The organism is Sphingomonas chlorellae (assembly GCF_056485145.1).
In genome coordinates, this window is the sequence record NZ_JBQXXM010000001.1 from 624,786 (window position 1) to 638,727 (window position 13,942).

8 protein-coding genes are annotated in these 13,942 nt (G+C 68.2%); 5 read left to right on the plus strand and 3 right to left on the minus strand.

What is annotated here, in order from left to right; translation table 11 throughout:
* Positions 1 to 10: 10 nt before the first annotated feature.
* Together ACT3CF_RS02950 and purD are read right to left on the minus strand one after the other, a co-directional pair.
* Positions 11 to 730 (minus strand): hypothetical protein, encoded by a 720-nt coding sequence (locus tag ACT3CF_RS02950; RefSeq protein WP_478420231.1) that lies wholly within the window; start codon positions 728 to 730, stop codon positions 11 to 13.
* 78 nt (positions 731 to 808) lie between these two features.
* Positions 809 to 2,074 carry a phosphoribosylamine--glycine ligase gene (purD, locus tag ACT3CF_RS02955; RefSeq protein WP_478420232.1) on the minus strand — a complete coding sequence of 422 codons (1,266 nt, stop codon included), beginning with the start codon at positions 2,072 to 2,074 and terminating at the stop codon, positions 809 to 811.
* Here purD and xseA point away from each other — a divergent pair.
* The 5 genes from xseA (at position 2,073) to ACT3CF_RS02980 (ending at position 11,166) form a co-directional block, all read left to right on the plus strand.
* A complete protein-coding gene (gene xseA / locus ACT3CF_RS02960) occupies positions 2,073 to 3,581 on the plus strand; it encodes an exodeoxyribonuclease VII large subunit (protein ID WP_478420233.1) in 1,509 nt (502 codons plus the stop codon). The two genes, purD and xseA, sit on opposite strands and share 2 nt — an antisense overlap.
* 28 nt (positions 3,582 to 3,609) lie before the next feature.
* Complete coding sequence (locus tag ACT3CF_RS02965) at positions 3,610 to 3,810, plus strand: DUF2093 domain-containing protein (protein WP_478420234.1); 201 nt, start codon at positions 3,610 to 3,612, stop codon at positions 3,808 to 3,810.
* Positions 3,807 to 4,688: a M23 family metallopeptidase gene (locus tag ACT3CF_RS02970; protein WP_478420235.1), complete on the plus strand. Its 882-nt coding sequence runs from the start codon at positions 3,807 to 3,809 to the stop codon at positions 4,686 to 4,688. The genes ACT3CF_RS02965 and ACT3CF_RS02970 overlap by 4 nt, the downstream gene beginning before the upstream one ends.
* Positions 4,689 to 4,916: 228 nt before the next feature.
* Positions 4,917 to 7,676 (plus strand): TonB-dependent receptor plug domain-containing protein, encoded by a 2,760-nt coding sequence (locus tag ACT3CF_RS02975; protein ID WP_478420236.1) that lies wholly within the window; start codon positions 4,917 to 4,919, stop codon positions 7,674 to 7,676.
* 442 nt (positions 7,677 to 8,118) lie between these two features.
* Positions 8,119 to 11,166, plus strand: coding sequence for a TonB-dependent receptor domain-containing protein (locus tag ACT3CF_RS02980; protein ID WP_478420237.1), 3,048 nt, complete (start codon positions 8,119 to 8,121; stop codon positions 11,164 to 11,166).
* Positions 11,167 to 11,265: 99 nt separating this feature from the next.
* On the opposite strand, the gene clpB is transcribed toward ACT3CF_RS02980, so the two are convergent.
* On the minus strand, positions 11,266 to 13,845 hold the full coding sequence (gene clpB / locus ACT3CF_RS02985; protein WP_478420238.1) for an ATP-dependent chaperone ClpB: 2,580 nt from the start codon (positions 13,843 to 13,845) through the stop codon (positions 11,266 to 11,268).
* Positions 13,846 to 13,942: the final 97 nt, after the last annotated feature.

Here is a 13,942-nt window from a genome sequence, read left to right on the forward strand (position 1 = left end):
AGGCGCCGCGTCACAGCTTGCCGAACGCCGCCTCGTATCCCGCCAGATCGCCCGCGGCGAGCAGCCGGGCCTGTTCGATCCAGCGATCGCGGTGCAGCCGCCCGCGGAAATTGTCGAGCTGGGCATCGAGCGCCTCGGCCCCGGCAGCATCGAGCGCGGCAAGCTGTTCGAAGCGGGTGAAGCCCAGCGTGTTGAGCCGCTGCGCCAGCCGCGGGCCGACGCCCTTGAGCCGGGTCAGGTCGTCGGTGCCGTCGGCGGTCGACAGCGGCGCCGTGGGCGTCGGCGCCGGGGCAGGGGGTGCCGCGGGTGCCGGCGGCGTCGAGGCGGCAAGCGCGGCGGGGCCGGCGTCGAGCGGCGCGGCCGCTGCGATCGGTTCGTCGGCGATCGGATCGGACGGCGCCGGATCGGCATCGCCGCCGCGCGCATAGGTCACGGGTGACGGGGCCGGTCCGCTTGCCGCAGCCGTTTCGGCCCCGGTCGGCGCGTCGTGAACCGCCCGGGGCGCGGGCACGTCGGTGACGGGGGCGTGCGCGCTCGACGTCCGGCGGATCTCGCCGCGCGCCTCAAGCTCGTGCTGCGTGCGGTGGCGACCGATCGCCAGCCGCGTTCCCCACCACAGGATGGCCAGCGCGGCGACGGCGCCCAGCGCGATCAGCACGAACGACAATGTCAGCCATCCCGGCCCGCCATCGACGATCGGGGCGGAATGGCCCCATGCCTGCTCGTTCATCCGCCAGTCTCCCTTGCGCAAAGCCCAAAGACGCGCCCTGCATAGCGCGCCTTGGGCGTGCGTCCAGCGGTGCGCGCGTCAGTTCGTCTCGCGCGCGACCTCGCGCCAGCCGATGTCGCGGCGGCAGAAGCCCGACGGGAAGTCGATCGCGTCAACCGCGCGATAGGCGGCAGCCTGCGCCGCGCGGACGCTGGCGCCGCGCGCGGTGACGTTCAGCACGCGCCCGCCGCTGGCGATCAGGATGCCGTCGGCACGTCGGGTGCCCGCCTGGAACACGCGCGCGCCGGTCGCCTCGGCGGCGTCGATCCCGGCGATCGCGCCGCCGGTTTCGGGCGTGCCCGGATAGCCGCGGGCCGCCATCACCACGGTCAGCGCGGTTTCGGGCGCGAACACCGGATCGGGCAGCCCGGCCAGCCGCTCCTCGGCCGCGGCGTGGAGCAGCGGCAGCAGGTCGTCCTCCAGCCGCATCATCAGCACCTGGCATTCGGGGTCGCCGAAGCGGCAATTATATTCGATCAGCTTCGGCCCCGTGCGCGTCAGCATCAGCCCGGCATAGAGAATGCCCGAATAAGGCGTGCCCTCGCGGGCGAGCGCGTCGACCGTGGGGCGGACGATCGTGTCGATCGCCAGCCTTTCGAGCGCGGGGGTGAGCACGGGGGCGGGGCTATAGGCGCCCATGCCGCCGGTGTTCGGGCCGGTATCGCCGTCGCCGACGCGCTTGTGGTCCTGCGCCGAGCCGAAGGGGAGGATGGTGGTGCCGTCGGTGAGGAGGAACAGGCTGGCCTCCTCGCCCTCCAGAAACTCCTCGATGACCGCGCTGCCGCCGGGCTGGGCGAAGATCGCCTCGAGCGCCGCGACGGCCTCGTCGCCGGTCATCGCGATCGTCACGCCCTTGCCGGCAGCCAGGCCGTCGGCCTTGATCACCACCGGCAGCGCGAAATCGGCGAGCGCGCCGCGCGCCGTGGCGAGGTCGTGAACGCGGACATAGCCCGCCGTGGGAATCGATTCGCGCGCGCACAGATCCTTGGTGAAGCCCTTCGATCCCTCGAGCTGGGCAGGGATGCGGTTCGGGCCGAACACTGCGACACCGGCGGCGCGCAGCGTATCGGCAAGCCCGTCGACCAGCGGAGCCTCGGGGCCGACCACGACGAGCGTGATCGCATGGTCGCGACAGAAGGCGACGACCGCGCGGTGATCGGTGGCGGCTAGCTCCACAAGCGTGGCATGTTGGGCTATGCCGGGATTGCCCGGCGCGGCATAGAGCCGCGTCAGCAGCGGCGATTGCGCGAGCTTCCAGGCGAGCGCATGTTCGCGGCCCCCCGAACCCAGCAGCAGGACATTCATGGCAGACCCCCTATTCGATGCGCCTAAGGCGCGGCTGGTAGCCGAGCAGACGCCGGGGGACAACGCACCCGCGATGAGCGTGAGCGAGCTTTCGTCGCGGCTCAAGCGCGTGGTCGAGGGCGAATTCGGGCATGTCCGCCTGCGCGGCGAGATTTCGGGGTGGAAGCGCGCGGCGTCGGGGCACGGCTATCTGTGCCTCAAGGATGCCGATGCGGTGATCGACGGGGTGATCTGGCGCGGCGCGGCCTCGGCGTTGCCGTTCCAGCCGCAGGACGGGCTGGAGGTGATCGCGACGGGCAAGCTCACCACCTATCCCGGGCGTTCCAAGTACCAGATCGTCATCGAGCGCATGGAACTGGCGGGCGAGGGCGCGCTGATGGCGCTGTTCGAACGGCTCAAGGCCAAGCTGGCGGGCGAGGGGCTGTTCGATCCGGCGCGCAAGCAGCCGCTGCCGTTCATGCCGCGCGTGATCGGGGTCGTCACCTCGCCCACCGGCGCGGTGATCCGCGATATTCTCCACCGGCTCGAGGATCGTTGCCCCAGCCATGTGCTGTTGTGGCCGGTGCAGGTGCAGGGCGAGGGCGCGGCGGCGCAGGTCGCGGCGGCGATCCGCGGTTTCGACGCGATGCCCGTGGATGGGCCGATCCCGCGGCCGGAACTGGTCATCGTCGCCCGCGGCGGCGGCTCGATCGAGGATCTGTGGGCGTTCAACGAGGAGGTGGTGGTCCGCGCCATCGCCGATTGCTCGATCCCGCTGATCTCGGCGGTGGGGCACGAGACCGATACCAGCCTGTCGGACTATGCCGCCGATCTGCGCGCGCCGACGCCCACCGCGGCGGCGGAGATGGCGGTGCCGGTGCTGGCGGACATCCGCCACAGCGTCGCGACGCTGGCGCACCGGGCGGGGCGTTGCGCCCGGCGCTATCACGAGCGCGCGGCCGAACGGCTGGCGGCGCTGGTGCGCGTGTTGCCGCGGCGCGACGCGCTGCTCGGCCCGCAGCGCCAGCGGCTCGACGATGCGGGCGCGCGGCTCGGCCGGGCGCTCGAACGGCGCGCGGGGCAGGCGCGGGCGCAGCTCGACCGGAGCGCGGCCGCGCTGCGCCCGGCGGTGGTGGTGCAGCGGCTGGCGAGCGCGCGTCAGCGGCTCGACGCGCTCGGCGTCGATCGCGCGGCGCAGCGGCGGCTTGCCGACCTGCGCGCGACGCTCGACCGGCGCGGCGCGGCGTTGCGCCCCGCGATGCTCGACCAGCGTTACGCGAGCGCGGTGCAACGGCTCGACGCCGCCGCGCGCCAGCTGGCGCTGCTCCACCCCGAACTGCCGCTGCGCAAGGGCTATGCCTGGGTCGAGGGGCGCCCGAACGGCCAGCTGGTCGCGACGGCGGCCGAGGCGCGGGCGGCCCAGGCCTTGCGGCTGCGGTTCATCGACGACACCGTCGACGTGCGGGTTGAGCGGGCGGGCGGCAAGACCTATCCTGCCCCCGGTCCCGAGCAGCCGAGCCTGTTGTGACCGCGACGATCCAGGGAAATTCTGTCGAATGCTGATGTCGAATGCCGGGCGCGCGGCGCGCCTGCACTATCTGGCCAACGGTTTTCGCGTGCTGTCGCCCGGCGACCATGTCGTCTGCGCGGCGACGGGCGAATCGATCCCGCTCGACCAGCTCCGTTACTGGAGCGTTGCGCGGCAGGAGCCCTATGCCTCTCCCCAGGTCGCGGCAAAGGTGCTCGCCGGGCGATGAGGCCGGGCCTGGGTGCGGGGCTCGCGATCGCGGCGACGGTTTTCGCCGCGGTACCGGAGGCCGTCCGGGCGGGGCAGGCGGGCGGCACGCCGGTGCGCGCCGCCGCCGGCGTCGATCGTTTCCAGCTCGCCGGGCAACTGATCCAGGGCGGGCTGGTGATCGGCACGGCGCCGGCGGGAACGACGCTGCTCACGCTCGACGGCACGCCGGTGCGGATCGCCCCCGATCGCCGCTTCCTGATCGCATTCGACCGTGATGCGCGGCCCGACGCGCTGCTCGTGGCGCGGCTGGGCGACGGGCGCGAGCTGCGCCAGTCGCTGACGATCGCGCCGCGCGCATGGGACATCTCGCGGCTCGACCGGCTGCCCAAATATCCCGTCCCGCGTCCCGAGTTCGAAAAGGCGCGGCCGGGCGAACTGGCGCAGATCGTCGCCGCGCGCGCGATGGACGGCGGTGCGGAGGGATGGCGCCAGCCCTTTCTGTGGCCGGTGACGGGCCGGATCTCGACGCTGTTCGGATCGCAGCGAATCTATGCGGGCGAACCCGGCGCCTATCATTCGGGGATCGACATCGCCCGGCCGGTGGGGACACCGGTGCTCGCGCCTGCCGACGGCGTCGTCGTGCTGGCGACGCCGGTGCCCTTCACGCTCGAGGGGCGGCTGCTCATCATCGATCACGGCATGGGGCTCAACAGTGCGTTCATGCACCTGTCGCGGATCGACGTCGCGACCGGCGCGCGCGTGCGCCGCGGCCAGCCGATCGGCGCCGTGGGGATGAGCGGCCGTGCGACCGGTCCGCACCTTCATTGGGGGCTGATGTGGCACGGCGCACGGATCGATCCGCTGCTCGTCGCCGGCCCGATGCCGGCGGCGGAGTGACGCGACGGGTTCCATCATAATTCTGCCGCCGCCGTTCGGCTAAGTTTCGCACAAACGACTGTGGCCCGCGGGACACAGTGTTTCGTAAGAATTGTGTCACATCGGCACGGCGGCTTTACACCCCCCCCTCGCGGCGCGAATATTTCGCCATCGTTTCCACAGGTGTCTGTGGGGCGGTTCCGTATGCGCGCCGCGTTTCTGGCGCGCACAACCACTGGGTGGGGAAATATGAAGTCCATACAGAACATGCTCCGGGGGGGCTCGGCTCTGTCCGCGCTCGCGATCATCGGTGCCGGCGCCTTCGCCGCTGCGCCGGCGATGGCGCAGGACCAGGCAGCCGCTTCGGCCAACGCCGACATCGTCGTCACCGGCTCGCGCATCGCGCGTCCGGACCTGACCTCGAACAGCCCGACGACGATCGTTTCGTCGGAACTGATCGCGCAGTCGGGCCGCAAGAACATCGAGGACGTGCTCAACCAGCTGCCGCAGGTGGCGCCGGGCCTCAACTCGAACGTCAACAACGGCGGTGACGGCACCGCGACGGTCGACCTGCGCGGCCTCGGGCCGTCGCGCACGCTGGTGCTGATCAACGGCCGCCGTCTGGTGCCGTCGACCAACACGGGCCGTACCGACCTCAACAACATCCCGTCGCACCTGATCGAACGTGTCGACGTGGTGACCGGCGGCGCCTCGGCCGTTTACGGTTCGGACGCGCTCGCGGGCGTCGTCAACTTCATCCTCAAGCGCAATTTCGAGGGTGTCGAACTCGGCGGCCAGTATGGCGTGACCGAACGCGGCGACAGCGACGCCTATGACATCTACGGCATCTTCGGCGCCAACACCGCCGACGGCCGCGGCAACGTGACCGTCCATGCCGACTATTTCCAGCGCCAGGGCTCGTTCCAGTCGGAGCGCGGCTGGTCGAAGATCGACCTCCAGGGCAACGGCAGCTCCACCGGCGTCGCGGGGCGTTTCGACAACAATCCGCTCAACGCTTTCCCGAGCGGGTCGAACTATTCGTTCGGCACGAACGGCGTGCCGCGCCCGTTCATCAACAAGCTGCCCGAGCTCAACAACGGCGTGGGTGACCGCTACAACTTCGCGCCGATCAACTATCTGCAGACGCCGCAGAAGAAGTTCGAGCTCAACCTGCTCGGTCATTACGATCTCGGCGGCAACAACGAGATCTATACCGAGGGCCTCTACATCAACAACCGCGTGACGTTGCAGCTGGCGCCGACGCCCGCGACCAACATCGCGGTCGATCCGCTCAGCCCGGCGCTGACGCCCGAGGCGCGCGCGCTGCTCGCGACGCGCCCGAACCCGACCGCGCCGGTGATCCTCCGTCGCCGCATGGCCGATGTCGGCCCGCGTATCCAGGATCTGGAGTTCAACACCTATCAGATCACGCTGGGCGCGCGCGGTGACATCGCTCCGGGCTGGAACTACGACGTCTACTACAGCTACGGTCGTACCGATCAGACCTCGTCGCTGACCAACGACATTTCGAAGACGCGCTTCATCGCCGGCCTCAACGGCTGTCCGGTGGGCAGCCCGACGGGCTGCATCTCGCTCGGCAACGCCTTTGGCGGCACGCTGACCTCGGCGCAGGCGGACTATATCCGCATCGGCTCGTCGGTCGATAACTTCAGCTTCGACCGCACCAACGTCGTCGGCGCGATCTCGGGCAAGATCGTCGACCTCCCCGCGGGTCCGCTGGGCGTGTCGATCGGCGGCGAATATCGCCGCGATTCGTCGAGCTTCAAGCCGTCGGAATCGTCGCGTCTGGGTGATCTGGGCGGCTTCAACGCGCAGTCGGCGATCTCGGGCAACTTCAACGTCAAGGAAGTCTTTGGCGAGCTGAACGTGCCGGTGCTCAAGGATGCGCCGTTCGCGCATTATCTGGGCTTCGAAGCGGGCGCCCGCTATTCGGACTACAGCACCGTCGGCGGCCAGTGGACCTACAAGATCGGCGGCGAATATGCGCCGATCTCGGGGCTGCGCTTCCGCAGCATGTACCAGCGCGCGACGCGTGCGCCGAGCGTGTTCGAACTCTATCAGGCCGGTGACCAGAACTTCCCGACGGTCAACGATCCCTGCGCGAGCACGCTGGCCAACGGCGATTCCCAGACGATCTCCGCATCGACTGCCGCCATCTGCCGCATCCAGTTCAACGGGCTGGACGTGATCGCCAACCCGATCACGCAGTCGAACAGCCAGGTCGAATCGCGCAACGTCGGCAACACGAACCTCGGGCCGGAAAAGTCTGAAACCTTCACCGTCGGTGCGGTGCTGACGCCGAAGATGGTCCCGGGGCTCAACCTGTCGGTCGACTATTACTCGATCAAGCTCGAGAACTATATCGACCGTCTGGCCGGCGGTTCGGCGGCGCTCGTCAACGCGTGCTTCGCCAGCGGCGTGACCACGGCGGCGGCATACAATGCGAACGCCTATTGCCGCTATGTCACGCGCAATGCGTCGGGTGAGCTGTTCCTCACGGTGCCGCTTGCGAATGCCGGTAGCCTCAAGACGCGCGGCATCGACTTTGCGGGCAGCTACAGCTTCACGCTGTTCGGGCCGGACAACAAGTTCGCGGTCAACGCGAACATGACGCGCCTGCTTGCCTATGACCTCGACGGCACGCGTTACGAGGGCCTCAGCACCGCCGACCGCGGCACGCTGCCCAAGTGGCGTTCGAACGTCCGCCTGTCGTACACCCGCGGCGACCTGACCGCGGCGGTGAACTGGCAGCGCATCGGCGAAGTGGTCGACTTCGACGGCAGCAACGGCTGGGTGAAGTCGCAGAACTACTTCGACCTCAACGTCAAGTACGGCCTCGGCAAGCTCACGCTCTATGCCGGCGTCATCAACCTGTTCGACAAGATGCCGCCGATGGTCCTGAACGGCGTCACCAACTCGAACACCGACAACTCGATGTACGACAGCCTCGGCCGTCGCTTCTTCACCGGAGCGTCGTTCAAGTTCTGATCGAACGCCGGACCCCGAAAGGTTCGGCTCAGGGGGCGCGAGGCTTCGGCTTCGCGCCCCTTTTTTGCGCCCCGCGCCGCGAAACGAAAGGCGTGCAGGTGCAGCAAAAACTGGAAGTGCGTTACGCATCCGTCACGAACGGCGCACGTTCCTTTCCACCGGGCGGCGTGAATATTTCCACATGGTGTCCGCACATTTCTTCATGATTTCCGTAAATGTCCCGTTCCGGCAGTGAATTGCGCATCAAGGCTATTTTCGAAAAGAATGCGAAAAGAATAGTTGCCGGTTTGATACACTATTTCAAAACCCGCCGCTGACTGCCGCCGCCGGTCTTTACTCCCTCCCGTCTTGCGTCGCATCCATCGCCATCACGTCCGTCGACTGGCTGGTCGACCGACGCAACGATCGGCGTCTTGCGCCGGCAGAAAAGAGGGATCCATTGATGCACACAGCGAAGATCGCCCGGTTGCTCCGTGCCGGCACCGCGCTCACCGCGCTGGCCGCGGGCGCTGCCGTTACGGCGCCGGCATTTGCGCAGGACGCGCCCGCCGCGCAGCAGGCGCCGACCGCCCCGGCAGACACGCAGGCGGACAGCGGCAACGAAATCGTCGTCACGGGCTCGCTGCTCGCGACGCGCGCCTCGCCCTCGCCGGTCACGATCGTCAACGCCGAAAGCCTCGACCGGCGCGGCATCTCGACCACGCAGGACGCGATTCAGCAGCTTGCGGCCAATAACGGCCCGGCGCTGACCAACAGCTTCTCGGCCAACGGCGCCTTCGCCTCGGGCGCGTCGGCCGTGTCGCTGCGCGGTCTGTCGACCAACTCGACGCTGACGCTCTTCAACGGCATGCGCGCGGCCTATTATCCGCTCGCCGACGACGGCACGCGCAACTTCGTCGACCTCAACACGATCCCCGACGACATCGTCGAGCGGATCGAAGTGCTGCGCGACGGCGCCTCCTCGGCCTATGGCGCCGACGCGATCGCGGGCGTCGTCAACATCATCACGCGCAAGGAGATTCAGGGGATCAGCGGCCGCGCCGAGGCCGGCATCTCCGAACGCGGCGACGCCGCCCAGTACCGCCTCAGCCTGACCGCCGGCGTCGGGGATCTCGATGCGAAGGGCTATAACGCCTATCTCAGCGGCTTCTATTACAAGAGCAACGCGCTCTATAACCGCGACCGCGGCTATCCCTATAATTCGGACGACCTGCGCCGCGTCTGCCACGACGGCAATTGCGGCCCGAACAACGTGGTCGACGGCCTCGACGGCAGCGGCGCCTATCCGGGCTTCAGCGCCAACGTCACCAACACCGGCAGCACGCTCTATGTCCGTCCGGCCAACGCGCTGACGGGCGGGCAGACGGGCCGCTATCAGCTGCTCAACCCGACGCTCGGCTGTCCGCGCGGCACGACCTACAATCTGACGGCAGCCGAACTGGCCGCCGCCGCGAACGCCGCCGCACCGACGACCGTGTGCCAGGAAGACCTCACCCAGAATTACGGCATGATCGCGCCGCAGATCGAGCGCTTCGGCGTTTCGGGTCGCGTCACCGCCCGCTTCGGCGATTCGGGCGAGGCCTACGGCGAGTTCAACTTCCTCCAGACCGAGGTGTCGACCACCGGCCTGCCGACCACGATCCGCGGCAACGCGCCGGCGCCCTTCTATTATCCGCGCTACAGCACCTCGGCGAACGTCGCCTATTACGGCAACAATACCGTGCTCCAGCTGCCGGTCTATGTCTGCCCGCGGAACACGATCGGTGCCTGCACCGCCGCCAACGGCACGCTCAACCCCAACAACCCGTTCGCGGCGGCGGGGCAGACCGCGGCGCTGATCGGCCGTCTGCCCAACATGATCGAACGCGACCAGACGCGCACCCGCGCCTATCGCGGCGCGCTGGGCGTCAAGGGCAACCTGTCGGATGCGTGGACCTACGACGTCAACGGCACGGCGATGCACATCGACCTGCGCCGGCGCTCGACGGGCTATGTCTATATCCAGCACCTGCTCGACGTGATCGCCGACGGCAGCTTCAACTTCATCAATCCGGCGCAGAACAGCCAGGCGACGCTCGACTATCTGGCGCCGACCGCGCTGTCGACCTCGACCTCGGACCTGTTCCAGGTCGAAGGCCGTGTGACCGGCAAGCTCGTCGAACTGCCCGGCGGCCCGCTCCAGCTCGCGCTGGGCACCTCGGTTCGCTACGAAGCGGTCGATTCGCCGAGCATCAACTCGGACTTCAACGGCGCGACCGAGCGTTATTACCGCCTCAACGGCTTTGCGACCAAGGGTGATCGCACGGTCTATTCGGCCTTTGCCGAACTCAACGCGCCGATCGTCGATGCGCTGACGATCAACCTCGCGGGGCGTTACGACCGCTATACCGGCGGCCTCGACAACTTCTCGCCCAAGGCCGGCTTCACCTTCACCCCGGTCCGCCAGGTCACGCTGCGCGGCACCTATTCGCGCGGCTTCCGCGTGCCGAGCTTCGGTGAGGCCAACGCGACCTTCCCGACGACCGGCTATGTCACCGCGTCGCGCAGCATCTATCCGGACTCGTATCTGGCGCAATATGGCTGCACCAGCTCGACCGACACGAACGCGCCGAACAACTACAACACCTGCCCGGCCTATATCCGCAACGCGTCCTATGGCCAGACGACGCTGTCGAACCCGCAGCTCAAGCCGGAAAAGTCGCGCAGCTTCACCGCGGGCATCGACGTGACGCCGGTGCGCGGCATCAAGCTGTCGGTCGACTATTACAACATCAAGAAGACCGGCGCGATCGCGTCGCCGAACTTCGCGCCGGCGATTGCCGCCTATTATGCGGGTCAGCCGATCCCGACCGGCTACACCGTGATCCCCGACGCGGCGGATACCGGCACGCCGGGCGCGCTGCCGCGCATCGCGTTCGTCCAGGCGGCCTTCATCAACGCCAACACGATCAAGTCGGAAGGCCTCGACTTCGCTGCTTCGGTCGACATTCCGGTGTCGTCGGGCCTCACCATCCACAGCCAGGCCGAGGCGAGCTATATCCTGCGGCTCGAGACGCAGTATCCGGACGGCACCGTCGAACGCTATGACGGCACGCTCGGCAACTTCAACCTGACCGCGGGTTCGGGGACGCCGAAGTGGCACGGCACCTGGATGACCACGCTCGACTTCGACCGTTTCCTGCTCACCGGCACCGTCAACTATTTCGGCGGCTACAACCTGTCGGCGACCGACCAGGGGACGGGGTACAAGGATTGCGGTCTCAGCGACGGCAGCGTCGCGTGCGACGTCAGCTCGTACATCACCTTCGACCTCAACGCGCAGGTCCGGGTGAATGACCGCTTCACCTTCTACGCCAACGTCATGAACCTGTTCGACCGCATGCCGCCGGTCGATCCGATCACCTATGGCGCGCACCTGTACAACCCGGTGCAGGGCGGCAACGGCATCTATGGTCGTTACTTCAAGGCCGGTGTGAAGGTCGGCTTCTGACGCCTTTCTCTCCAGCCCTTGCAACTGGGGCGGCTCCTCGCGGAGCCGCCCCAATTTTTGTCCGATGATATCCGGCCCGGTCCGGCCGGGCTGCCCTGCCTATGCGACGGTCAGCACCAGCGCGCCGTCGCCTTCGCCGACCTTGACGGTCGCACCGTCCTTGACCTCGCCGCGCAGGATCATCTCGGCGAGCGGATCCTGCAGATAGCGCTGCACCGCGCGCTTCAGCGGGCGGGCGCCATAGACGGGGTCATAGCCCACCCGGCCCAGCCAGGCGCGGGCCGCGTCGGTCAGCTCGATGTGGATCTTGCGATCCTTGAGCAGCTTGTCGACGCGCGCGACCTGGATGTCGACGATCGGCGCCATATGCTCGGCGCCCAGCCGGTGGAACAGGATGATCTCGTCGAGCCGGTTGAGGAATTCGGGGCGGAAATGCGCCCGGACGACTTCCATCACCTGCGGTTCGACTTCCTCCACCTTCTGCCCGTCGGCCAGATTGGTCAGATACTGGCTGCCCAGGTTCGACGTCAGGATGACGATCGTGTTCGAGAAGTCCACCGTGCGCCCCTGGCCGTCGGTCAGGCGGCCGTCGTCGAGCACCTGGAGGAGCACGTTGAACACGTCGTTGTGCGCCTTCTCGACCTCGTCGAACAGCACGACCTGATAGGGCCGCCGCCGCACCGCCTCGGTCAGCACGCCGCCTTCCTCATAGCCGACATAGCCGGGAGGGGCGCCGATCAGCCGCGCGACCGCGTGCTTCTCCATGAACTCGCTCATGTCGATGCGCACCATCGCGTTGGGATCGTCGAACAGGAAGTCGGCGAGTGCCTTGGTCAGCTCGGTCTTGCCGACGCCGGTCGGGCCGAGGAACAGGAAGCTGCCCATCGGCCGGTTCGGGTCCTGCAACCCGGCGCGGGCGCGGCGGATCGCGGTCGAAACGGCGCGCACCGCGGCCTCCTGGCCGATCACGCGACGGCCCAGCTCGGCCTCCATCTGGAGCAGCTTCTCGCGCTCGCCCTCGAGCATCTTGTCGACCGGGATGCCGGTCCAGCGGCTCACCACCGCGGCGATGTCGTCGCTGGTCACTTCCTCGCGCAGCATCGCGCCGCGGGTGGCGCTCTGCGCCTCCTCGAGCTGCCGCGTCAGTTGCGGGATGACGCCATAGGAAAGCTCGCCCGCGCGCCCCAGATTGCCCGTGCGCTGCGCCTGGTCGAGCTCGATGCGCGCGGCGTCGAGCTGTTCCTTGATCTTGGCCTCGGACTGGATCTTGTCCTTTTCCGCCTGCCAGCGCGTCGTCAGCTCGGCCGACTGCTGCTCCAGATTGGCGAGCTCGCCCTCCAGATTGGCCAGCCGGTCCTTCGACGCCGCGTCGGTTTCCTTCTTCAGCGCCTCACGCTCGATCTTGAGCTGGATGATCCGCCGGTCGAGCGATTCGATCTCCTCGGGCTTGCTCTCCACCTCCATGCGGATGCGGCTGGCGGCCTCGTCCATCAGGTCGATCGCCTTGTCGGGCAGGAAGCGGTCGGTGATATAGCGGTTCGACAGCGTCGCCGCGCTCACGATCGCCGCGTCGGTGATCCGCACGCCGTGGTGCAGCTCGTACTTCTCCTTGATGCCGCGCAGGATCGAGATCGTGTCCTCGACGGTCGGTTCGCCGACGAACACCGGCTGGAACCGCCGCTGGAGCGCGGGGTCCTTCTCGACATATTTGCGATATTCGTCGAGCGTGGTCGCGCCGATGCAGTGCAGCTCGCCGCGGGCGAGCGCGGGCTTGAGCAGGTTCGACGCGTCCATCGCGCCGTCGGTCTTGCCCGCGCCGATCAGCGTGTGCATCTCGTCGATGAACAGGATGATCTGGCCCTCGGCGCCCTTGACCTCGTCGAGCACGCCCTTCAGCCGTTCCTCGAACTCGCCGCGATATTTCGCGCCCGCGATCAGGCTGCCCATGTCGAGCGCCATCAGCGTGCGGTCCTTCAGCGTGTCGGGCACGTCGCCATTGGCGATGCGCAGCGCCAACCCTTCCGCGATCGCGGTCTTGCCGACGCCGGGTTCGCCGATCAGCACGGGGTTGTTCTTGGTGCGGCGCGCCAGGATCTGGATCGTGCGGCGGATTTCCTCGTCGCGGCCGATCACGGGGTCGAGCTTGCCCTCATGCGCCGCCGCGGTCAGGTCGCGCGCGAACTTCTTCAGCGCGTCGTAACGGTCCTCGGCGGTGGCGGTGTCGGCGGTGCGGCCGCCGCGCAGCCGGTCGATCGCGGCGTTGAGGTTCTGCGCGGTCAGCCCCGCCGCGGCCAGCGCCTTGCCCGCCGCGGTGGTGGTGGCCAGCGTCAGCGCCAGCAGCATCCGCTCGACGGTGACGAAGCTGTCGCCCGCCTTGGTCGCGACCTGCTCGGCCTGGTCGAGCACGCGGACCATGTCGTTGTCGAGCCCGGGGGTCGCCTGCGCGCCGCTCCCCGAAACGGCGGGGATACGCGACAGCGCGGCGTCGGTCTCGGCAAGCGCGCGCTTGGCGTCGCCGCCGGCGGCCTGGATCAGCCCGCTCGCCATGCCCTGCTCGTCCTCGAGCAGCGCCTTCAGCAGGTGTTCGGGGCTCATCCGCTGGTGGTTCATGCGGATCGCGACGGTTTGCGCCGACTGGAGGAAGCCCTTGGCGCGGTCGGTGAACTTCTCGATGTTCATGGGTGATCCCTGTTGACGTTCGAGGCGGAGATGGTGTTGCAATTTCGCAACACAAGGGGAAACTCGTAATCCTCCCAATATTGTCGCGCCGCGGCAC